This is a genomic window from Agromyces litoreus (genome assembly GCF_040496015.1).
Lineage (GTDB): Bacteria > Actinomycetota > Actinomycetes > Actinomycetales > Microbacteriaceae > Agromyces > Agromyces litoreus.
On record NZ_JBEPKA010000023.1, the window covers coordinates 24,904 to 46,965 of the forward strand.

A 22,062-nucleotide genomic window follows, 5' to 3' on the forward strand; every position below is an offset into this window, starting at 1 on the left:
TTGGAGTCGGGCGGCGCGAACGTCAGGGCTAGTTCGCCTTCCTGCCGATCGTGAACTCGATCACCGTGGTGTCGCCGAGCGAGTTCGTCGCCTCGATGGCATTGGGGCCTCGAACGACGCCGGGGTAGTCGGGCGTGAGCTGGTCGAGATCGAACGACGTGCCCGACACGTGGCCCTGCTCCACGCCGTTGAGCAGCACACTCGTCAGGGCGCAGGCGGAGGTCTCGATCGCGTACGACACCTTCCGGTACACGCCGTCTCCGCCGACGGTCCACTTGGCTCCGTCCTTGACGGCGACCTGCGGCTCCACCGGCACGAGCATCCACTCCTGGGTCCCGTCGTCAGAACCCACGCGAAGCGCCACGTCACCGTCGTCTGCGCCGGTCAGGTACAGGCCGTCAGCCCCCGTCGCCATGAACTTCACGTAGCCATCGTCGGCGTCCTGGATGGTCCAGCGGCCGCCGTCGTTCTCGTCGACCCACTGGGCGATGTCCTGCCCGTCGTAGAGCCCCCCGCCCCAGGTGGCGACCGAGCGACCCCCTGAGCGGTTGAGGAGCTCGACCGTGCCGTCACCCTCATCGATGACATGCCAGTTCTGCGTGTCCTCACGCTCGGAGCAACGGTCCTCGAGCTGGATGTCCGGAACCCACTTCGGGAAGTCGAATTCGGCGTCGCTGATGCTGCCGCCGGTGCCGAGGACCTGCCCGGTGGCGCGGTTCACGACCTGGTAGTAGGCGCCGTCCGAGTGCCCGAGGTCGACCTCGCCGTAGCGGATGACCGCCCCGGCGAACGGGCCACCCCAGGTTCCCTGCAGGATCACGATGCGGCCGGTGCCCTCGACGTACTGCAGGTTCCGGCTGTAGCCGGAGCCCATGGTGGTGTTGTACTGCTGCCACAGGCCGTCGCTCGCCCCGGACTCGTTGACCCACACGTCGCCATTGCCGGCGGCGTTGTAGACCAGGCGGCCGTCGGGAAGCGCGATCACCACCGGGCTCCCACCCCAGGAGAGCCCTTGGGCGCCCGGGTAGAACGGCAGGCCCTCCGCCATGTCCTCGTTCCAGCGACTGATCTGCTCGCCGGTGTCGTCGCCGTCGGAGAAGAAGTCGAGCGGATCCTCCGAGAGCTCGAAGCGGACGTTCGCCTCGGCCGGCCAGCCCCAGGTCTCTGAGCCGAAGTACTCGTAGGTGAGCATGTAGAGCCCATCGGTCGTGGGTACGACGTTCGTCATGCCGGGGCGGCCATGGCCGATCTGGGGCGAGCCGTTGAAGTCGACCGTCTCGCCGGCGACGTCGACCACGGGATCGCTCCACGCGCCGTCGCCGTCCCAGGTCTTGTGCACCAGGATCTGCCGACCCGAGTCCGTGCCGGTGTCGTTGTCGGGGGTGAGCTCGGGCACGCCCGTGACGGGGTCGTAGCCGACGTAGTCGTTCTCGTCGGAGTAGTACGCCACGAGCTCGCCGTCGTGCACGTGCAGGTGGGGCTCCCACAGCGGGTCGATCTGCCCGTGCTCGTTCGCCTCGGCGATCGCCGAGCCGATGTTGCCGGCGCTGCCACCCTGCCAACCACCGGTCGCGATGATGTCGACGACGTCCCAGGTCTCGGCCTCGTCGGTGCTCGCGAAGAGCGCGATCGCCATGTCGCGGCGATCGCCGTCGTTGGTCGGGACCCACTCGGGGTCGGCTGCCTTCTGCTCGCGATAGAACTCGTCCTCTCCGGACACGACCGTCGCCAGGAGCAGGGTCCCCGCCTCGAGGGCTCCGACGTCCTCGGGGAGGACGTACAGGTAGGGGTTGGTCCAGTTGCTGGTGTACGGATCGAACGTCGGGTCGTCGGACAGGAACGCCGGCGCGTCGACCTCCGTCATCGGCTGCCAGGACTCGCCGAAGTCATCGCTCGTGTAGATCGGCATCGTCTGTCCGACGGCACCGGTCGTGCCGTCCCCGTACTCGACGACCGTGGAACGCTCGAACGCGGCGACCAGCCGGCCGCTCGGGAGCTGGGCGGACTTCGGGTACACGGCGCAGTTGCCGAGCCCCTTCAGGCAGTCCTGATCGCCGACCTCGTAGAGGATCCCGCCGTCGGGATCGTAGGCCTGAGCGGGAGTGAGCGGGGCGAGTAGCAGTGCGGATGCGACCGCGGCAGCCGCGATCCCCTTCGTCTTCCACGACGACATGGGCTCTCCTTCGACGAGTGATGTAGGTGCCCGGGAACCACAGCTGTCGGAGTCGTCCCCAGTGACGGTTCCGTCACGTTAGCAGGCATGTTGCCGGAAACATAGGGTTCTCCGGGCGAAAATGTTGCCGCACACCTCGCTGTGGCGCACAGCGCCGGCGGCCCCGGGCCGACGGCCGAAGCATCGGTCGGGGAGCCCGGATCCCCGAGCCCCCCGACCTCAGGCGATGCGCTACGGGATCGTGATCGTCCCCACAGCCGACACGTTGCCGGCGCCGTCGGTGGCCCGGTACTCGACGTCGACCGACTTCCTCCCGTTGAACTTCACGGGGGCGGAGTACGTGCTCCAGTTCGTGGCGCCGACGGTGCGGTACTGGATGGACGAAACGCCGGTCGCGTCATCCGTGGCCGCGAGGGTGAGCGTGCGTCCTGCGACGGATGCGCTGACGACCGGCGCCGTGGTGTCCGCCGGCGGAGTGACGCCCTCGGCGTACAGCTTCCACTCCTGCGTGCCGTCGTCGACGTACCCCGCGAGCGCGACCGGCGCGCCGTTGGATCCGCCGGTGAGGTACAGCGACGAGTTCGCCGTCGACTGGAACCGGACGTAGCCCCCGCTCGTGGGCACGATGTTCCACAGACCGGATGCCGCGTCGTCGACCCACTGGCCGATCGAGGCTCCGGCGTAGGCGTTGCCGCCCCAGATCGCCGCCGAGCGTCCGCCCGACTTGTTGACGAGCGTCGCGGCGCCGTCGGGCTTGGTCACGACGCGCCAGTACTGGGTGTCCGCGACGGATGCGGCGCCGAAGGTCTCGAGGCGGACATCCGGAGCGTCCCCGTTGCCGATGTTGGCATCCGTGATGTTCCCTCCGGTGCCGATCACCTGGCCGCTGGCACGGTTGACGACGCTGGAGTACTGCGCGGCGGCATGGCCGAGGTCGACGTGCCCGAACCGGACGGTCGACGGCGTCGTGGCGCCCTCCCAGGCCGCCTGGAGGATGACCACGAGACCGGTGGCCTCGTCGTACTGGAGGTTGCGCGAATAGCCGCTCGGCATCGTGGTCTGGAACTGCGTCCAGGCGCCGGTGCTCGAACCCGAGGTGTTGACCCAGATGTCGCCGCTTCCTGCCGCGTTGTAGACCAGCCTGCCGTCGGGCAGTGCCTTGACCACGGGACTCCCGCCCCACGACAGGCCCCGCGAGCCGGGCGCGAACGGCAGGTCTCCCTGCTGACCGTTGGCGAGGCTGATCTCACGGCCGTTCGGGTCGCCATCGGCGTAGAACGCGAGCGGGTCGTCGACCATCTTGAACCGGACGTTCGCCCCTCCCCCGAAGTACTCGAAGGTGAGCATCCACTTGTCGTCGGTGGTGGGCGCCACGTAGGCCATGCCCGGCCGGCCGCCGCCGATCTGCTGTCCGCCGTTCCACGCGAAGGTGTCGCCCGAGACGTCGACGATCGGCCCGCTCCATGCGGCGCCGGTCCCGTCCCACGTTCGGTGTGCGAGGATCTGCGCGCCCGAATCCGGTGCCGTCGCGTTGTCGGGGTCGACCGTGGGAACACCGGTGCTCGTGTTCATGGCGAGGTAGTCGTTCTCATCGGAGTAGTAGGCGATCAGCTCGCCGCCCCGCGCCATCAGGTGCGGCTCCCAGACCGGGTCGATCTGCGCGTACTGGTTGGCGTTCGCGATGTTCGTGCCGGTGGCCCCGGCCGACCCGCCCTGCCATCCGCCCTTCGCGATGATGTTCTGGAACTCCCAGGTGGCACCCTCATCGGTGCTGGAGTAGAGCGCGATCGCGATGTCGGAGCGGTCGCCGTCGTTGGTCGGCACCCAGTTCGGATCTGCTGCCTTGTGCTCCAGGTAGTAGTGGTCGTCCCCCGAGACGACGCTCGCCAGCAGCAGCGTGCCGGCCGCGAGGTTCCCGACCGGTTCCGGGAGCACGTACAGGTTCGGGTTGGTCCAATTGCTGATGTAGGGGTCGTAGGCCGGGTCGCTCGACATGTAGGCGGGAGCCTCGACCTCGGTGACGTGCTGCCAGCTGTCCCCGTGGTCGTCGCTGACGTAGATCGGGAGCGTCTGCCCGTCTGCGCTGCCCGAGGTCGGAACGATGGATCGCTCGAACGACGCGACGATACGGCCGCTCGGCAACTGGGTCGACTTCGGGTAGATCGCACAGTTCCCCAGGCCCTTGAGGCAGTCCGCATCGCCCGGGAGTCGGTACAGGACGTCCGGGATCGGGGTGTAGGCCTGCGCGGAGACCGGCGCGATCATGAGCGCGGATGCGACGGCGGCGACGGCGCCCATCCGGATTCGTTTCGTCGTCTTCGATGACATGAGCTCTCCTTTGAGTCCGACTCGTCAGGGCAACGTAGCATCGATGTTGCCGGAAACATAGCAATGTTTCGTGGAGCTGTGGGCGCCCACCCGATCACGAGCCCGGTCGCACGCCGCCGGGAAGAGGTCCAGCAGGTGTTCGCGGGTACGGTGGGGTACCTGAGGACGACCAGCACGGAGGGGGCGATGGCCACGGAAGAGCCCGGAGCAGCGCCGGCGAACGCCGGGCGCGGATCCGAGACCCCGCCGCGCGTAGCGCGCTCGACGCTTCGGCGCGTGTCGAGCGGTCGTCCGGGGCGAGCGGCGACGATCTATGACGTCGCCATCGCCGCAGGTGTCTCTCACCAGACGGTCACCCGATACCTGAACGGATTCGCCGGCATCCGTCCGGCGACACGCGATCGCGTCGAGGCGGCCTTGAGGGAGCTCGACTACCGACCGAACCTCGCTGCTCGCGCGCTCAACTCCGGTCGATCGCTCCGCGTCGGAGCGATCACGCACGAACTCGACCAGTTCGGCCCGAGCAAGATCCTCCAGGGCGCAACGGCTGCGGCGCGGGATGCCGGGTACGTGCTCGACATCGTGACGGTGGACCTTGCTCGTCCTGACGTGCTGGGCGATGCCATCGACATGCTCCGGCGGCACGACCTGGCGGGGGTCCTGGCCATGTCGTCGACGGACGCGATGTCCGAAGCGCTCGCGGCCGCGGACTTCGGAGTCCCCGTCCACCTCGGCGCGGAACCCGACGACACCAGCGGCGTGGACCCGTCCGAACTCACTCAGTTCGGGTTCCCCGCCCTGTTCGATCACCTCCTGGATCTCGGACATCAGCGATTCCTGCACATCGCCGGGCCCGCGGACTGGTCGGCCGCGCGAAACCGTTCGCGCGCGTACGACAGTGCACTGGCGGGGCGCGGCCTCTCGTCCGCGGGACTGCTCCGGGGCGACTGGTCTGCCCGGTCGGGCTATGACGCGGTGCTGGCGGCGCCTGACCTGGGGGGCGCGACGGCGATCGTCGCGGCGAACGACCAGATGGCGCTCGGCGCGATCCTCGCCCTGAAGGACCGGGGACTCCGGGTCCCGGAGGACGTCAGCGTCGCGGGCGTCGACGACGTTCCCGAGGCGGCGTACTTCTCGCCACCGCTGACCACGCTGCGTGTCGATTTCGCGGCTCAGGGCCGAGCGGCGTTCGCAGCGCTGCTCGCCAAGATCGGGAGCCGACGCGTGCGCGAACCCGCGTTGCACGCCGAACTCGTCGTGCGACGATCCACCCACGAAGCGTCCCTTTGAGGACCGGATCATCGTCCTCGCAACTCCGGAGGGTCATGCTGCCGGTCGCCCCGCCCGTGGATCCTCGTGGTGGACCACGACCTCGCTCGACATGGACCGATGGTGATCGACCAGTCGAACGGGCCCACGGAGGAGGACGTCGAAGGCTCGTCCTTCGTCGGCTGCGTCGAACCCGATCGTCAGGGTGATCCGTCCGGGCTCGACACGACGTCGCAGGTCCCTTCCCGTGTAGCTGGACAGATCGGCGTGCACGGTGAATGCGACGTCGACCGACTCCCCGGGCTCGATCGTCGCCCGAGCGTAGCCGATCAACTGCCGCACAGGTCGGGTGACTTCGGCCTCGGGGTCGGACAGGTACAGCTGGGGCACGCAGGTTCCCGGCCGCGGTCCGCGGTTGCGGATGGTCGCGCGCAGCGTCACCTGGCCGTCCGTCGGGATCTCGTCGGCCGAGAGGATGACGTCCGAGATCTCGAATGACGTGTAGCTCAGGCCGAATCCGAAGGGGAACGCGGGCGTGGGGTCCAGGTTGCTGATGCCTTCGGTGCGCAGCGCCAACGGGGGCGCCAAGTACGTTCCGGGCTGGGTGGATGCCGTCCCCGGCAGCTGCACCGGCAGCCTTCCGCTCGGGGAGATGCGGCCGGAGATCACCCCGGCGATCGCCGCCCCACCCGCCTGGCCCGGCAGGAAGACCTGGAGTGCCGCGTCGGATTTCGCGACGAGGTGTCCGACCGCATACGGGCGGCCGGACACGACCGCGAGCACGCTGCGCTCCGCAGCCTCGAGGACCGCCGCGGCCAGGGCATCCTGCTCGCCCGGAAGCGTCAGGTCGACGACGTCGCACCCTTCCCCGGATGTGCCATGCCCGAACATGCCGGAGCGGTCCCCCACGAGCAGGACCGTCAGATCGGAGTTGCGGGCCAGGTCGACCGCCGCAGGGATCCCGGTCCGTCCCCCGGCCCGAACATCCACACCCGGCTCGTGGACGATCTCGGCATCCGGCAACTCCGTGCGAATGGCGTCGAGGATGGTCGGCGCCGCGATGCCCAGCGGACGGTCGGGGAAATTGGGGAGGACGTGGTTCGGGAACGAGTAGCAGCCGAAGAGGCATCGAGGATCGTCGGCGACCGGCCCGATCACTGCGACCCGAAGCGGTGCCGCCCTGAGCGGCAACAGCTCCGACCGGTTCTGCAGCAGCACGACGGATTCCTCGGCGAGGAGGGTCGCGATCTCGCGGTTGTCTGCCGAGTCGAGGTCGACATCGGTCGGCGTCGGCGGGGCCCATCGCGCGTCGAGGAGTCCGAGCTCGGCCTTCTGAGTGAGCACGATGGTCGCGGCGCGATCCAGCGCGTCTCCGATCTCGTGCCCGGCGAGGTCTGGAGAATATGCCAGCGTGTGAGGCAGTTCGACGTCGATTCCGGCAGTCAGCGCGAGCACGCCGGCCGTCGTGACATCGTCCGTGAGGCGATGCATCGAGGAGAGGAAGCTGATCGCCCAGTAATCGGACACGACGGACCCGGTGAATCCCCACGCTTCTCGGAGGAGGCCGGTGAGCAACTCCCGGTCGCTTGCCGTCGGCACGCCGTCGAGTTCGGTGTAGGAATTCATGACGGACCTGGCGCCGGCCTTCACGACCGCCTTCTCGAATGGAATGAGCATCACGTCGCGCAGTTCACGAGCGCCGATCGACACGGGGGCGTGATTCCTCGCGCCGTGGGATGCGGAGTATCCGACGAAGTGCTTCAGCGTCGCGATGATCCCGGATGACTGGAGACCGGTCACGTAGGCCGAGGCCATCTCGGACACGAGGTACGGGTCCTCGCCGAGCGTCTCCTCCACTCGGCCCCATCGGTAGTCGCGTACCACGTCGAGCACGGGGGCGAGACCTTGGTGCACGCCGAGGGCGGCCATGTCGTGCCCGATCGCCGTTCCCATCCGGTTGACGAGTTCGTGGTCGAATGTCGCCGCCCACGCAAGCGGTGTGGGGAATACGGTGGCCTTCCACGCGGTCAGGCCGGTCAGACACTCCTCATGGGCGAGAGCCGGGATCCCGAATCGGTTCGCAGCGCGAACGCGATGCTGCAAGTCGGCGAGCCTGGCCATCCCCTCCATCGAGTCCACCGGTGCCGTACCGAACGGTCGGGTGAGGTGACCGATCCCATCTCGGATGGCCTCCTCGAACGGCGTTGCCAGTCGGTGCTGGTCCTGAAGGGGCGCGACGGCCTCGTCGAGGTGTTCCGATCCGGGCCAGGTGCTCCCGATCTGCTGGAGCTTCTCCTCGAGCGTCATCTCGCCGACGAGAAGCTGCGCCCGCTCGACCGGGCTCAGCGAGGGCTCCGTCCAATGCGATGGGTTCAGCCGATTCGATGCGGGATTCACGGTGCGTCTCTGCTCCCAGGTGGCGGCGCGGTCGATTCGCGGACGACGAGGTGCGTCGGAAGCTCCAAGCGCTTCGTGGCGAGCGATTCGCCGTGGGAAAGTCGCATCAGGATGGCGACGGCCTCCCGTCCGATGTCTGCGATGGGCTGATGGACGGTGGTCAGCGGCGGCGACGCCGTGCGGGAGATGACGAGGTCATCGAATCCGACCACGCTCAGGTCGTGAGGAACGCGGCGGCCCGTTCGACGCGCCGCCTCGAGGACGCCCATCGCCGAGATGTCGCTGCCGGCGAAGATCGCGGTGGGCGGAGACGACGAGCCGAGCATCGCGGTCGCGGCGCTCAGTCCGTGCTCGAACGAGAATGCGCGCCGCGGAACCGCTCCCGGGTCGACGTGAATACCCGCGTCGGCCATCGCCGCGGCCCAGCCGCCGGCTCGTTCGCGATCGCATCCGGCTCCGGTCGGACCACCGATGTACTCGATCCGTCGGTGGCCGAGGGAGAGGAGATGGGCGGTCGCCTCACGCGCGCCCGCTCGGTTGGCCGCACCGATGCTCGGCGTCGATGTGGTCGGCACGTCGATCGGGTCGACGATGACCAACGGCAGCCCGACCGCACGCAGTGCGTGCTCTCGCGCGCTCGAGTACTCACTGGTGACCTCGATGACCCCGGAGCGACCCGCTCGAGCAAGCGCCCCCGCCCACTCGATCGGACTGCCCGCACGCGTCGAGTCGAGCGAGCGCGTGATCAGCCCGTACCCTCGAGCGCTTGCGATCTCGATCGCACCACCCAAGAACGTCGCCAGGTAGGGATTCGTGACGTCGGCGGGGTTCAGGATGAGCTCGATCGTCGGTTCGCCGGCCGCCTCCGCAGCTCGCAGGCGAGTCGCGTGTCCGACGAAGCCGAGCACTGCCGCCGCCTCGCGCACCCTCGATCGCGTCTGTTCGCTCACTCCGACGCGTCCGTTCATGACTTTCGAGGCGGTTGCGATCGAGACTCCTGCCGCCACGGCGACGTCGTGCAGCGTGACCTTCCGCGGTGGAATCTTCATCGACGGCGACATGGTTTCCCGTACCGGTTCGACCCGTGGAGCTCGACTCAGCGTCGGCGCGTCGGCGCCGACATGCCGGGCACGACCGCCAGCACGCGTGAACGGCAGCGGGCGCCGTTCCTCGTCTCGCTCACGAGGCCACCGCCGGCGTCAGGGGGTCGGCGCGATCGACTCGTGGCGGAGCGTCGGTTCCGGGACGCTCCTGGACGCGGGCCCTGTCGACGAGGATGCGGACGTGCCATGGCGCGATCTCGACCGACGAGCCCGCCGCGATCTGCGTGCCGTCCTCCTCCATCTCGGCCGGCACGACGATCGTGCCCGGCTCGCTCGACCAGTTCGAGACGAACCAGACTCGGCCTGTCGTACTCGTTCCGGAAACGACCGTGAGGTTCTCGCTCGCGTTCCACGTGCTCGAGAGGGTGCGCGGTGCCGCCCACCGGAGTATCCGCTTCGCGAGCTCGCGACCGGGCACCGTGCCCACGTAGGTGACGCGGCCCCGTCCGAAGAGGTTGCTCGTGACGGCAGGATGCCCCTCGTAGATTCCGCCGGTGTACGAGACGATCGGCTCGGCGCCCCTGAGTTCGAGCGCGTCGGCCCACCCGGTCGCCTGTGCCTCGAGGGATCCGAACAGGCCGTCGATGCCGACCGGGTGGTCGAGACTGCTGTACTCGTCGTAGGACACCCCTGCCGCTGCCGCGAGCGGTCCCGGCGCGATCTCCGCGCGAGCCCTGGCCAGCTCGTCGCCGTATCCGGTCCGGATTCCGGCGACGAGGTGTCCCCCGGCGCGAGCGTACTCGACCAATGCGGCGAGTTCGGCGTCCGTCGCGACGTACAACGTCGGGACCACGAGCACGGGATGGGCCGCAACCGCTTCCTCGGCGGAGAGCTCCAGGAGCTGAGCGACGTGCACGATGCGCACCTGAGCCCCGGACTCGAAGGCTCCCCGGTAGAACGCGTCGAAGATCCGCAGGTAGGCGTGCGCATCCGGTCCGCCGTCCTCATCCGCGAGCGGCGGGTAGAACTCGAAGCTCCGCTTGGTGTCGGTGGAGTACAGCAGCGCGACGTCCGCGTCGGGTCGGTACCCTTCGAGCGCCGGCTCGATCTCTCGGATTCGGCGGCCGAGGTCGGCGACTTCTCGATAGATCCGTCCTGGACGACCGCTGTGCGGGAGTACGCCGCCCCAGTAGGTCTCGATGCCGTAGTGCAGGGTCTGCCACTGCCAGTACTCGATCATGCGCGCCCCGCGGGAGATGAGCGAGAACGCGGCAAGCGCGATCTGGCCCGGGTACGGCGGATGGATCTCCCACTGAGACTGGCCGATCGACTGGGCGTTGGTCTCAGTGACGAGGAACGGCGACTGGGAGGTGGAGAACATCCGGTCCCCCTGCTCGAAGAGCCCCCAGACTCCCGACGACCACCAGATCTCTGGTCGCGGCACATCGACTCCCAAGCGCAGCGCATCCTGCATCTTGTAGTACGGGTTGCCGGAGGGGAGGTCGAGCGAGCGCGCGATGGCCGTGTCGTCCACGGCGAGCCGCTCATAGGAGATGCAGGTGGTGACGAACTGCTCGTCCTGCGCGTATTCGCGCACGATGCCGGACTGCCAGGCGATGAAGTCGGCGACGACTTCCGCCTGATAGCGGCGCCATTCGACCTGGTATTGCGGCGAGTGGTTGCCGTCTGGAGCCCAGAGATCCGTCCAGTCGCGCAGCAGGTGCGACCAGTAGGTCAGGCCCCATTCGGCGTTCAACCTGTCGACCGTGCCGTACTTCTCGCGAAGGTGGTCGAGGAACCCCTCGAAGACGTCGGCATTGTGCAGCAGGTGGAATCCCGGCTCGTTGTCGACCTGGAAGCCGATGATGGACGGATGCTGCGCGTAGCGCCCCATCACTGCCCGGATGACGCGTTCGGCGTAGTGCAGGAACGCGGTGCTGCGATAGTTGACCTCCTGCCGCGAACCCCACGGCACCGGTTGCCCGGTTCGGTGTTCTGCCGCGATCTCGGGATGGAGCTTCTGCAGCCAGGGCGGAACAGCGTAGGTCGGCGTGCCGAGCACGACGTCGATCCCGCGGTCCGCAGCGGCGTCGAGGAGCGGCTCGAGCCAGTCGAGGTTGAAGCGACCCGGCTCGGGTTCCCAGGTCGACCAGACGGACTCGCCGACGCGGATGACGGAGAATCCCGCGGCCGCCATCAGGTCGAGGTCGCCATCGAGGCTTCCCGTCACGCGGTACTCGTCGTAGAACGCTGCACCGAAGAGGATGCGCGCGTCGAGGTTGTGTCTGTCGTTCACGATTCGTTCGGTTCCTTGAGTGCGGTTGCAGGGCTCGCCGTGGATGCTCGCGCCACCAAGGTGACGTCGGGTGAAGGCAGCTCGGTCGATTCGCCTTGGATACTTGCCAACAGGGCATCGATCGCGATGCGCCCTTGACCCTCGTAGTCGGCGCCGATGGTGGTCAGAGACGGCGTGAAGTAGGCCGACTCGGGTGTTCCGTCGAAGCCGGCGACGCTGACGTCGTCCGGGACGCGGAAGCCGGCCTGCGACAGCCCGCCGATGAATCCGATCGCCTGGGCATCATTGGCCGCGAACACCGCGGTGATCCCATCGCTCGGATCGAACTGGGCGGCAGCTGCCGCGCCGGCTTCGGCGCTCCAGTCGCCGTCCCAGAACCGTACGCACTCGAGACCCGCGTCTTCTGCGGTGGCGACGAACCCCTGGCGGCGCTGTCGGGCGGGAAGCCAGTTCTGGGGCCCGAGCACCATTCCGACCCGACGATGCCCGAGGTCCGCGAAGTGCCGGGCGACCAGGCTGCCGCCGACCTCGTTCATGTAGCCGGATCGCTGATGAGCCTCGGCGGGGTCCACGAGGATCGGGACGTCCGATGACCGCTGTTCGACCGCGTTCCGAACGCTGTCGGTGAGCGTGACCGCGAGTATGGCCGCCACTCGCTCCGCCTCGAACGCGTCGAACGCCTCCGAGACCGCGCGCTCGTCCTCGCCGTCGACACCGACGATGTTGAGGATGTACCCGGCCTCCCGTGCTCGACGGGCGGCGCCTCGGAGCAGGCCCGCGGGGCCGTACGCGAACATCTCGTGCACGACGACGCCGATGCGCGTCGACCGTCGCGTCCGAAGGAGCCGCGCGGCACCATTCGGGCGATAACCGAGGTCCGCGATCGCCGCTTCGACCTTCTCCCTCGTGACCGGGCGGATGCCCTCGTACCCGCGAAGCAGTCGTGAGACCGTTTGCGCCGACACGCCGGCCTGCCTGGCCACATCGTGCACGGTCGCAGGCCGTTCGTTCGTCCTCACTTGCCACCCACTCCCATGAGCCCGCGGACGAGTGAACGGCGCGCGAAGATGTAGATGAGCAGGATCGGGATGACGGTGAGCACGATCGCCGACATGAGTCCCGGAATGTTCAGTGAGTACTCCTGCTTGAAGATCCCGAGCCCGAGCGTGGCGAGCCGCACATCGTCGGACCGCGTGAGGGTCAGCGGCAGGAGGTAGTTGTTCCAGGCCTGGAGGGCCGAGAAGACCACGATGGTCGCGATTCCGCCGCCGGACAGGGGCAGCACGAGACGGATGAACGTTCGGAAGGACCCCGCTCCGTCCAGCGCCATCGCCTCGTACAGCTCGTTCGAGATCTCGCGCATCGCACTGGAGAGGATCAGCGTCGTCAGCGGGATCAGGAACGCGGCACTCGGGAGGATCACCCCGATCAACGTGTCGAACAGTCCGGCCTGCACGATGATGAAGTAGAGCGGGATCACGACGACCTGGGCGGGGATCGCGAGGCCGAAGAGCATGGTCTTGAAGACGAGTCGCACCCAACGGCTCTGGCCACGAACGGTGACGTAGGCGAGGGGCGGAACGACGAGCAGGACCATCGCGATCGTGCCGAGCGTGACGATGCCCGAGTTGACCAGGTACTTCCCGAAGCCGTTCTCGAACGAGTACTGGAAGTTCTCGAGCGTGAACGGGTTCGGCGGGCCGAGCGGGCCGGTCGCCTGGTAGTCCTCACGGCTTGAGAACGCGGCCCGGACCATCATGTAGACGGGGATCATGACCACGAGGAGCCATCCGCCGGCGAGGATCCCGGCCGGCCAATTCCAAGTTCTCCGCATCAGATGCCCTCCTGTGTTCCTTGCATCTTGTCGTATCCGGTGAACTTGACCATGGCGTACGAGACGAGCATGGCGATCACGATCAGGACGACGGCGACAACGCTTCCGTACCCGAGGTTGAGCGAGGCGATTCCCTTGTCGTACATGAAGTACGGCAGGTTCGATGTTCCGCCGCTCGGACCGCCGCGAGTCAGCAGCAGGATGATGTCGAACGAGGTGAAGGTGCCGACGACCATGATGATCGTCGACGTGATGATGGTGTTCTTCAGCAGCGGGATGGTGATGCTGAAGAACTGTCGGACGCGACCGGCTCCATCGATCGACGCGGCCTGATAGAGGCTTTCCGGAATCGCGCGCGCTCCGCCCTGGTAGAGCAGCGTGTGCAGCGGTGACGACCCCCAGAGGTAGATGAACGCGATGACGCCGATCGCCGTCTCCGACCGTCCCAGAAGGTTGCTGAACGGATTGTCGACCGGGAGGCCGAACGCGTCGCGGATGAGCGCCGGCAATCCGAAGTTCGGATCGACGAGCGAGGCGAACAGGACCGTGATGGCCGCCGACGACATCAGCAGCGGAATGAAGTACAGCGCGGTGATGACCGCTCGGCTGCGCTGAGGCCCGGCAGCCCAGACACCGATGAGCAGGGAGATGGGCACCTGGGTGACGACGGCGAGGACGATCAGGACGATCGTGACGGTGATGCTGCGGTGCAGGGCGGCATCGGTGAGCAGTCGTTCCCAGTTCGCGAGACCGACCCACTTGGGCGGAACGATCGGGATGCCCTGGTAGCTCGTGAACGACAGGTATACCGCGACCCCGAGCGGGGCGAGGGCGAACATCGCGAAGAAGGCGATCGCCGGAAGGGACCAGATGAAGCTCGGTCGACCTGCGCCCTGGAGGTTGTTGCGGCGACGTCTGCCTTCCGTGGTGCTGGGAGTCGGCGGGACCACGCGGTCTCCGTACTGGTTCTCTCGACGAATCGGCTCAGAGAAGGTGGGGCGGTCTGCGTCGTGCAGACCGCCCCGCTTCTCGGTCGCCGGTCCCTCGACTGTGGGACGAGGCATGGCGTTTCTCTTTCTGTGGTGACTTCCGATCGAGGTGACCCGGCTCAGCCGCCGCTGGTCACCGACTTCATCGCATCGATGAAGCCCTGCGCGTCGATCGCACCGTTGAAGAAGTCCGCTGCGGCATCCTGGGACGCGGGCGCCTGGTCCGCGGGAACGGTCTGGTCCCACGACAGCTGGAAGGTCGGAGCGTTGGCGACGAGATCGACCACGAAGGTCAGGTGCTCCTTCGTCGCCTCGTCCAGGTCGGCGCTCTCGGCGATCAGTTCAGCAGCGTTGGTGGTGGGAGGAGTGTTGCCGAAGCTGAGCTGGCCCTTCAGGAACTCGTCGCTGTAGAGCTCTGCCAGGAACTCGCGCACCGTGTCGGGATAGCGCGTGTCCGCAGCGACGTTGTAGAAGTTGCTCAGGTTGCCGGCGATCTCGCCGTCCTCACCGTCACCGCCCGAAATCGACGGGAACGCGGTCCAGCCGATCTCCGAGGTGTCGCCGATCGTTCCGTAGTGCCACGAACCCATCAGCTCGTAGGCCGACTTCCCGGTGCGGAGCAGCGCGGCGGAGCCGTCGGCGCCGTAGGAGACCGAAGCGAAGTTCGAGCCGAATGCACCCGAGTCGATCAGGTCCTGGAGGTCGGCGAGGGCTGCCTTCGACTGCTCCGAGTCCCACACCGAGGCGTCCCCGGCGAGACCCTCCGCGACCGCCTCGTTGCCGAGGTGTCGAGCGTACAGGAACTGGTACCAGATCTGGTTCGGCCACTTGTCGGCACCTGCGAGCCCGATGGGGATCACGCCGGCATCCTCGAGCACGGGGACCTGCTCGAGCAGTTCATCCCACGTCGCCGCGGGCTCGAGGCCGGCGTCGGCGAGCACCTGCTTGTTGTAGTAGAGGAACTCCGGCGCGACGCCTCGCATCGGGATCCCGTAGGACGTCCCGTCGATGACCTCCTCGTCGAAGACCGAAGGCAGGAAGGCATCCTTCAGCTGGGGGTCTTCCTCGATGAAGGTGTCGAGCGGGAGGACGGCGCCGGCATCGACGAGCGGCTTGATACCGGCCGCGCCCCAGCTCATCCAGATGTCGGGAGCGGTGGACGTGCCGACCTGGGTGCGCACCGCGGTGTTGTATTCGGCGCCGGCGGTCGAGCCGGTGTCGATGACGACCTTGATGTCTGAGGTCTCGTTGAAGCGGTCGGCCGCCTCCTTCTCGACGTCGGCGACGGCGTCACCCAGGACGTAGACGTGGATCTCGTTCTCGGGACGCGAATCATTGGGGTTCCAGCCGGGAAGGTCGCTGTCGCCCGTGTCGGACGTGCCTCCACCGGAATTGCTGCATGCTGCCAGCGTGCCGGCGAGCGCCAGGCTGACGCCGATCGCCAGGGCGCGCTTGGCCCGTGTGCTCTTCATTGAACGCCTCTCCACCGCATCGATGCGGCTTGGTGTGGTGATCGCCAGTTGACGACGGATCTTGATGTTATCGATGCCAAATGTCATCGATAACAAGACCCTGTCACACGTGTCTCGGTCAGGCAAGAGCACCGACCCGCGAAAGTTTTTCGCATCGACCAGACGCACCGCTCCGGTCTCGCAGGGAGGCGATCGGCGCGTGGGAGATGGCGTCGCCCCGGTCTGGCGCCGAACCCGACGCCCTCCTTAACGCGACGAGCGACGGTCGAAGTCCCCCGGGCCGACGAGAACCCGTCGGGCTTCCGCGAGGGCCACCGGGATCCGTCGGTCGCGATACCGCAGTCGGACGGTCGTGGATCGCCGAGCTCGGAGTCCGGCCTCGACCAATGCTCCATCACGCCAGCGAAGGTCGATCTCCACCCCCGGGCGGGCGATCAGCCCGGTCGCGCTGCCGGACGAGAGCTCGGGCGGGACGGCCGGGAGCAAGTGGATCTCCCCGTGGCTCTGGAGGAGGCATTCGCCGAGGACCGCCGGGAAGGCGAGGTTCGCGTCGATCTGGAAGGGCGGGTGCGCGGCGAGGAGGTTCGGGTAGAGCCCGCCCGCTTCCAGGGCGCTGTCCGGCGGCGCCTCCCGAAAGAACAGTCGCATGAGATCGGAGACCTTGTCCGCACGACCGAGCCGTGCCCACAGTGCCATCTTCCAGACCAGCGACCATCCGGTCGAGTCGTCGCCTCGACGTTCGAGGGTCGCTTCCGCCGCGGCTCTCGAAGCCGCGCCCCACGTCCCCGGGCCGGGATAGAGCCCGTAGAGCGGACTGAGGTGACGATGTGTCGGATCCTCTTCGAGCCGGGTTCCCGCCCATTCCTGCACCGTGCCGTCGGCGTTCGACTCCGGCTCCGCGCGGAGGAGATCCAGTCTCGACCGCGCCTCGCGAACGACCTCGTCATCGGACCTGCCGATCATCTCGGCGAGCGCAGCGGTGATGCCGAACAGGTCGTGCAGCAGCTGCTGGTCCATCGCCGTCGTCGAGTCGACCGCCACGACGGATCCGTCCTCGGTGATGTAGGCGTTCTCCGGCGAAGTCGCCGGGGCGGTGACCCACTCGCCCCTCGGATCTCGGTGGTGCCATGCGAGGGCGAATTCCGCGGCACCGCGGATCGCAGGCCAGATCCTGGCCGCCTCGTCCGTTCCTGCGCCGAACTCCACGGCATCCCACAGGCCGCGTGACAACCACGGACCGGCCATCGGCCACGCCGACCACCTCGGATCGCCGTGGCCCTCCCCGACCGGCGAGGAGAACAGCCACGCATCGGAGTTGTGGTGGGCCACCCAGCCCGCCACGCCATACAGCCGCTTCGCCGTCGCCCGGCCCGCCGCTGCGAGCGCGAGCACGAAGTCGCGATACGGCACTGCAGTCTCGGGGATGTTCGTGATGTGCGCCGCCCAGTGGTTCATCTGGGTGTTGATGTTGAGCGTGTAGTTGCTGCTCCACGGGGGCCTCAACTCGGGATTCCAGATTCCCTGGAGCGTCGGCGGAAGAATGCCCACGCCAGTGGAGGCGATCGCGAGATAGCGCCCGAAGTCGAACAGGACCGACGCAAGGCCAGGATCGGCCTTGAGCGGATGGTCGACACTCGACACGGCACGGCGGAGGCGAAGATCGAGATCGTCGGAGGGTTCTCCAGCTGGGCTCTCGAGCACCACCGATGCTCGGCGGAACAGATTCTGGTGTGCGGATGCCGCAGCGTGGAAGACGTCCCCAACCCCTGCCTTCTCCGCGGCATCGAGCCACGTTCGGGCTCTGGCCTCCGCGTCCGCCGCGGTGCCTGCCGGGGGCTGCCCCAGTCCGCTGAACGTGGTGGCGGCCGCCAGCAGCACCAGGCGCCGTCCGTCGGCAGGGACCGTCCGGGCCACCACGGCGCCCTCCAACGCGGCGCCCGGTCCTGCGTCCCACGCCGCCGCCGGGTAGTCGGGCTCGTGCGGCGGAGCCACATCCGAAGGGAAGCGCACGTGGAGGACGATCTCGTCGCCCTCCTGTTTCCGCTGGATCACGCGGAGCGGCGAGCCCAGCGCCACCCGGATGTCCGCGGAAGCATCGATCGCGAGTACCCGGTGCGGGGCGGAGACCACCGCACGCTCGAGCCGATCATCGAGCTGGACCTCGTGCACTCCCGTTGCGAGGTCCAGCGTCCGAGCGTATTCACCATCAGCGGCGCAGGGCCCGTGGGCGATCGTGAGCTCGGCCATCGGCATGAACGCTTGCGAGTACCGTGACTGCATCGCGCGGAGGGACGACTCGGCACCGACCGGGTCACCCTCGGCCAACGCTCTGCGCGCGTGCTCGAGAGCCTGGTGCGCGCGAAGCTCCGCCGGACGTGCCGATCCCTCACTCGACGGCGAGCCCGACCAGCCGGTCTCGTGGTTCAGCCAGAATCGGCCCAGCGGGAATCCGCCGTCCACCATCACCCCCAGTTCCCCGTTGCCGAGTGGGAGACTCTCCAACCAGTTCGCGGCCGGCCGCGAGAAGGTGAGCTTGGACACGTACTTCCCCTCTTCCGGAAGTGGCGGGAGCAGGATCGGTGCCCTCCGTAGCCGGAGCCATCGCCGAGGAACGGGCCCTGATACTGAAAGCGTCGTCGATACCGAACGAACCCGCGGGTGCCACGCGTTCCCACACAGGTCTAGCATGCGACGGCCGGGCGTGACTCGCCCGGGTTCCGTTCCGTCCTCAGCGTGGACGACGCGGAAGAACGTCGAAGCGTGCGACACTCACGGCGCAGTCGCCGCCGAGGGCCAGGACGCGCTCGGGGACTCCTTCTTCGGCGACATCGGCAACCGTTGCACGTCCCGAACCGGATTGCGCGGCAGGGCGTCGTCACGCACGGCATACCCGCAGAGGAGGCCCAGCACGGTCCGCGCGCGACGGACGGGCCTTCGAGAGGGTCTCGGTCGCGAGGATGTCCTGCAGCATCCGATCGCAGCGACGACCCACGGTGAGCTGCTCGAAACGCGCGGCACCGAATCGAGGCACGAGGAACACGCGCGCCGCGGTCTCGTACGCCTCGTACGTCGAGAAGCTGATGTCGCCGGCCTTGGCCAAGGTGTGGACTTGCGCGAGGTGGCGCCACGGGCCTGGTAACGGCCGTTCTCGAGTCGGGTGACGCTGATCTTGCCCAGCTCGCCGGCGGGCGTCTGTGGTCTACCCATGCCGCTGATCGCCCACCCATCTGAGGACGTCGGCCATGTCGTAGCGGACGTGCCGGCCGAGCTTGAGGAAGGGCGGCCCGGAGTGCGTCAGCCGCCAGTCCTCGAGCGTGCGCTCGGGGAGCCGGAGCAGCTCGGAGAGCTCGTGCTGGGTGAGGAAGGCGGGGGCGGTCTGCGTCGTCGACTTGTTGATACCGAGCAGGTGCACGAACCGAGCCCGCAGCAGTCCGACGACGTCAGAACAGCCCCGTACCGACCGGTACGGCCGAGCGAAGATGGCGCATCGCGCCGAGTTCCTGGGTCCCGTTTCTGGTCTTTCGACCCGAAACACGACCGGACGGAAGGAGGGGCAAAGGGTGACTTTGCCGCGGAATTCAGCGCCTCCTATGGCTGGGGTACCTGGACTCGAACCAAGAACAACTGAAGTCGATCTGAGCGATTCGGGTCCAGCCCGCGAGGGGCGGAATTCCGCGGATTTCCGCGGATCTCATGGGCCCAAGTGTACGTGCTGCTACGGAGTCATACGGGCCGAATCTGGTCTCCGAGGGCGTTCTCTGCAGGTTTCTGGTCACTTGCGACGGCGGTCGGCGAGGACGTCGCGGGCGAAGAGTTCGTACGACTCGCGGGGGTCGCCGAGCGCGGGCGAGTCCTCGCCGTAAGCGTCGTATGCGATCTCGACGAGCCGTTCCGGGTCGGTGATGCCGAGGTGGCGGGCCAGGACGCGAAGGTCGGCGAGGTCCTGCGCCCGGCCGGCGGCCATCTTCATCGCCACCAGCTCCTCGGCGGTGGCGACCGTGATCGTGCCACCGGTGTCGGTCACCACATTCCAGGGGGTGCTCGCCGCGTTCATCCACCGATCCGGCAGCCCGAGGTCCTCGGCCATCTCGGCGATCACCTCGTCGATCTCCGGGCGCGGCTCGTACGCGGCATCCACATCGGTCGTGACCCGCACCTCCGGGTCATCCGGGAAGCGGAGCACCATCGCCGCGCCACCCACGATCCGAACCGAACCGCGGATGCCACGCGCCGCAAGCCGCCGCTCGAGCTCGTCGACGAGTTCCCTCGCCCGCTCCGGCGTCAGGACCAGTCCGTCGCTCACGCGCGCGCCAGCGATCGCTCATCGAGCATGATGTTCAGCGCCCGGAGCCGCTCCGGGGTGGACCGCTTCGCCCGCTCCTTCAACGACGCGTACTGTCCGAACGGGTACCACGCCCGCGGCAACCTCTCCGGTGCTGCCCAGTCGGGCCGGACCCGACCCGCCGGGATCGCGTCACCCATCACCGCGCGGAACAACTGCTCCCACCGGTGGTCCCCGACCTCCGACGGCCGCCACTCCAACGACTCGGCACTGAACCGCTCCGGATGCTCCGCGATCACCGACGCCGCATGCGTGAGCACCCGCAACGCGAACTCCGGACGCCCCTCATCCAACGCCAGGTTGACCTCATCGGTCACGTTCGCCGGCGCGAACGGGGCGTACGGGTCGGTCGGCGCCGCGTCCAGCCGGATGTCCCGTCCCATCGCCGCAAGCGCGCGCCGCAGCGTGTCCAACCGGATCGTGCCGCGACGCTCCGACTGCTCCATCTGCGACACCGCCGCGACCGTCACCCCCAACCGCACCGCCAACTCCGCACCCGTCAACCCAGACGAGACACGCGACGAACGGATCAGATCAGACATGCACCCATTATAGCCATACCTTTAATCGCGTGCAGCGCTACACGCGGGTCTGCTGTCCGCCCCGTGCTCGGCTCGGTGTTGTCCTACCGAGGCTGCAACCTTGAACGAGAAGCCTCGGAGAACCACGCCGATTCAGGTGTCAACTCTCTTCAGCACCCACAGCGCGATCATGCCCGAACCCACTACCGTCGACGTACAGGCGACCCACCACGCGACGCTCGACGTATGCAGCACCTGGACTGCCAGAAGCAGGATGATCACGGCCGCCCCACCGATTAGCACAGCCGCTGATGCCGCCAAGGCTTGTGCGCCGCTGGAACCCTTCCTCGGTAGCGATGCCAGCGCCGCGAAGAGCGCACCGAAGGCCGCGATGGTCACCCCCACAAGAGCGCCCGCGAAAAGGGCGAACAACAAGCCGATAATCGTCATACTCCAGTTGGCGGCTGGCGATAATTGCGCGCGCTCCAGCACTGTCACCGCCGCGACCAGAATACCCACGAGGGCAGCGACGGGTCTGTCCGCGTTTCTGTGTAAATGGTCATCGGCTCGGTTGTTCAGTTGAGTCCTAGGCGGTCGCCGTAGGTCATGGCCAGCACGTTCAGGATGCCCTTCCAGCCGGCGGTTTCGCCAGTCGGGTTCGCACGGTTGTGCTGTCGTTGTCGGGCGGCGAGGTAGAGCACTTTGAGCGCGGCCTGCTCGTTCGGGAAGTGCCCGCGCTGTCGCACGGCTTGCCGGAACCTGGCGTTGAGTGACTCGATCGCGTTGGTCGTGTACACGATCCGGCGCAGCTCGAGCGGGAACTCCAGGAACGGGGTGAACTCGCCCCAGGACCGCCGCCACATCTCGACCATCGCCGGGTACTGCCCGGTCCACTCCTCGGCGAACTCGTCGAACCGGGCCGCGGCCGCCGCGATCGAGGGGGCGTGGTAGATCTCCTTGATCTCGGCCGCGAGCCGCTTCCAGTGCTTCTTCGACGCGAACCGCAGACTGTTGCGGACCAGGTGCACCACGCAGGTCTGCACCGCCGCCTGCGGCCAAGTCGCCCGGATCGATTCCGGCAGTCCTTTCAGGCCGTCGCAGCAGACGATAATCACGTCCTGGATGCCGCGGTTGCGCAGCTCGGTGAGCATGTTCATCCACTGCTTCGCACCCTCCCCGCCGGACGGGCCGACCCACATGCCCAGCACGTCGCGGTGCCCGTCCAGGTCGATGCCCATCGCCACGTACACCGGCCGGTTCCCGGCCGTGCCGGAGCGGATCTTCAACGGGGCACCTGCACTGATTCGGCCTGGGTTTCGTTCCTATCGGTTTCCCTGTCGGGCGGTTGCCGCCAGGCCTGATTCTTGGTCAGCGTAGTAGGCCTGCTCGACCTCGATC

Annotated in this window: 16 protein-coding genes and 2 pseudogenes; 1 reads left to right on the forward strand and 17 read right to left on the reverse strand. The window is 67.8% G+C overall.

The genetic code is table 11. From position 1 onward, the window contains the following. Positions 1–28: 28 nt before the first annotated feature. Positions 29–2,173, reverse strand: coding sequence for an RICIN domain-containing protein (locus tag ABME01_RS14760; RefSeq protein ID WP_353829184.1), 2,145 nt, complete (start codon positions 2,171–2,173; stop codon positions 29–31). 231 nt (positions 2,174–2,404) lie between these two features. Next, a complete protein-coding gene (locus ABME01_RS14765) occupies positions 2,405–4,501 on the reverse strand; it encodes an RICIN domain-containing protein (RefSeq protein WP_353829185.1) in 2,097 nt (698 codons plus the stop codon). Between the two features lie 186 nt (positions 4,502–4,687). Between ABME01_RS14765 and ABME01_RS14770 the strand changes: the two genes are divergently transcribed. Beyond that, a complete protein-coding gene (locus tag ABME01_RS14770; RefSeq protein ID WP_353829186.1) occupies positions 4,688–5,791 on the forward strand; it encodes a LacI family DNA-binding transcriptional regulator in 1,104 nt (367 codons plus the stop codon). 33 nt (positions 5,792–5,824) lie between these two features. Here ABME01_RS14770 and ABME01_RS14775 read toward each other — a convergent pair whose 3' ends face one another. The 15 genes and pseudogenes from ABME01_RS14775 to ABME01_RS14845 form a co-directional block, all read right to left on the reverse strand. Beyond that, positions 5,825–8,167, reverse strand: coding sequence for a beta-glucosidase (locus ABME01_RS14775; RefSeq protein ID WP_353829187.1), 2,343 nt, complete (start codon positions 8,165–8,167; stop codon positions 5,825–5,827). Beyond that, positions 8,164–9,228, reverse strand: a complete 1,065-nt coding sequence (locus tag ABME01_RS14780) for a LacI family DNA-binding transcriptional regulator (protein ID WP_353829188.1) — start codon at positions 9,226–9,228, stop codon at positions 8,164–8,166. Before ABME01_RS14780 ends, ABME01_RS14775 begins: the two co-directional genes overlap by 4 nt. A 118-nt stretch (positions 9,229–9,346) precedes the next feature. After that, complete coding sequence (locus tag ABME01_RS14785; protein ID WP_353829189.1) at positions 9,347–11,506, reverse strand: beta-galactosidase; 2,160 nt, start codon at positions 11,504–11,506, stop codon at positions 9,347–9,349. Continuing rightward, a complete protein-coding gene (locus ABME01_RS14790; protein ID WP_353829203.1) occupies positions 11,503–12,303 on the reverse strand; it encodes a substrate-binding domain-containing protein in 801 nt (266 codons plus the stop codon). Before ABME01_RS14790 ends, ABME01_RS14785 begins: the two co-directional genes overlap by 4 nt. Positions 12,304–12,375: 72 nt before the next feature. Continuing rightward, positions 12,376–12,525, reverse strand: a pseudogene (locus ABME01_RS15635) (LacI family DNA-binding transcriptional regulator); the annotation flags it as partial. After that, entirely contained in the window at positions 12,522–13,340 is an 819-nt protein-coding gene (locus ABME01_RS14800; RefSeq protein WP_353829190.1) for a carbohydrate ABC transporter permease, read from the reverse strand. The gene ABME01_RS14800 and the pseudogene ABME01_RS15635, both read right to left, overlap by 4 nt. Beyond that, positions 13,340–14,179: a carbohydrate ABC transporter permease gene (locus ABME01_RS14805; protein WP_353829191.1), complete on the reverse strand. Its 840-nt coding sequence runs from the start codon at positions 14,177–14,179 to the stop codon at positions 13,340–13,342. Before ABME01_RS14805 ends, ABME01_RS14800 begins: the two co-directional genes overlap by 1 nt. 269 nt (positions 14,180–14,448) lie before the next feature. Continuing rightward, complete coding sequence (locus ABME01_RS14810; protein ID WP_353829192.1) at positions 14,449–15,969, reverse strand: ABC transporter substrate-binding protein; 1,521 nt, start codon at positions 15,967–15,969, stop codon at positions 14,449–14,451. 78 nt (positions 15,970–16,047) lie between these two features. After that, entirely contained in the window at positions 16,048–18,342 is a 2,295-nt protein-coding gene (locus ABME01_RS14815; protein ID WP_353829193.1) for a glycosyl hydrolase family 95 catalytic domain-containing protein, read from the reverse strand. A 334-nt stretch (positions 18,343–18,676) separates the two neighbouring features. Further along, positions 18,677–18,901 carry a hypothetical protein gene (locus tag ABME01_RS14820; protein ID WP_353829194.1) on the reverse strand — a complete coding sequence of 75 codons (225 nt, stop codon included), beginning with the start codon at positions 18,899–18,901 and terminating at the stop codon, positions 18,677–18,679. Between the two features lie 99 nt (positions 18,902–19,000). Then, entirely contained in the window at positions 19,001–19,213 is a 213-nt protein-coding gene (locus tag ABME01_RS14825; protein WP_353829195.1) for a helix-turn-helix transcriptional regulator, read from the reverse strand. 360 nt (positions 19,214–19,573) lie between these two features. After that, the gene (locus ABME01_RS14830) at positions 19,574–20,104 is read right to left on the reverse strand and encodes a hypothetical protein (protein WP_353829196.1); all 531 of its coding nucleotides are present in this window, start codon (positions 20,102–20,104) and stop codon (positions 19,574–19,576) included. Continuing rightward, positions 20,101–20,685, reverse strand: a complete 585-nt coding sequence (locus ABME01_RS14835; protein WP_353829197.1) for a helix-turn-helix domain-containing protein — start codon at positions 20,683–20,685, stop codon at positions 20,101–20,103. Before ABME01_RS14835 ends, ABME01_RS14830 begins: the two co-directional genes overlap by 4 nt. 132 nt (positions 20,686–20,817) lie before the next feature. Further along, entirely contained in the window at positions 20,818–21,183 is a 366-nt protein-coding gene (locus tag ABME01_RS14840; RefSeq protein WP_353829198.1) for a hypothetical protein, read from the reverse strand. Positions 21,184–21,239: 56 nt separating this feature from the next. Further along, positions 21,240–21,950 (reverse strand): annotated as a pseudogene (locus tag ABME01_RS14845) (IS256 family transposase); the annotation flags it as partial. Between the last annotated feature and the right edge of the window lie 112 nt (positions 21,951–22,062).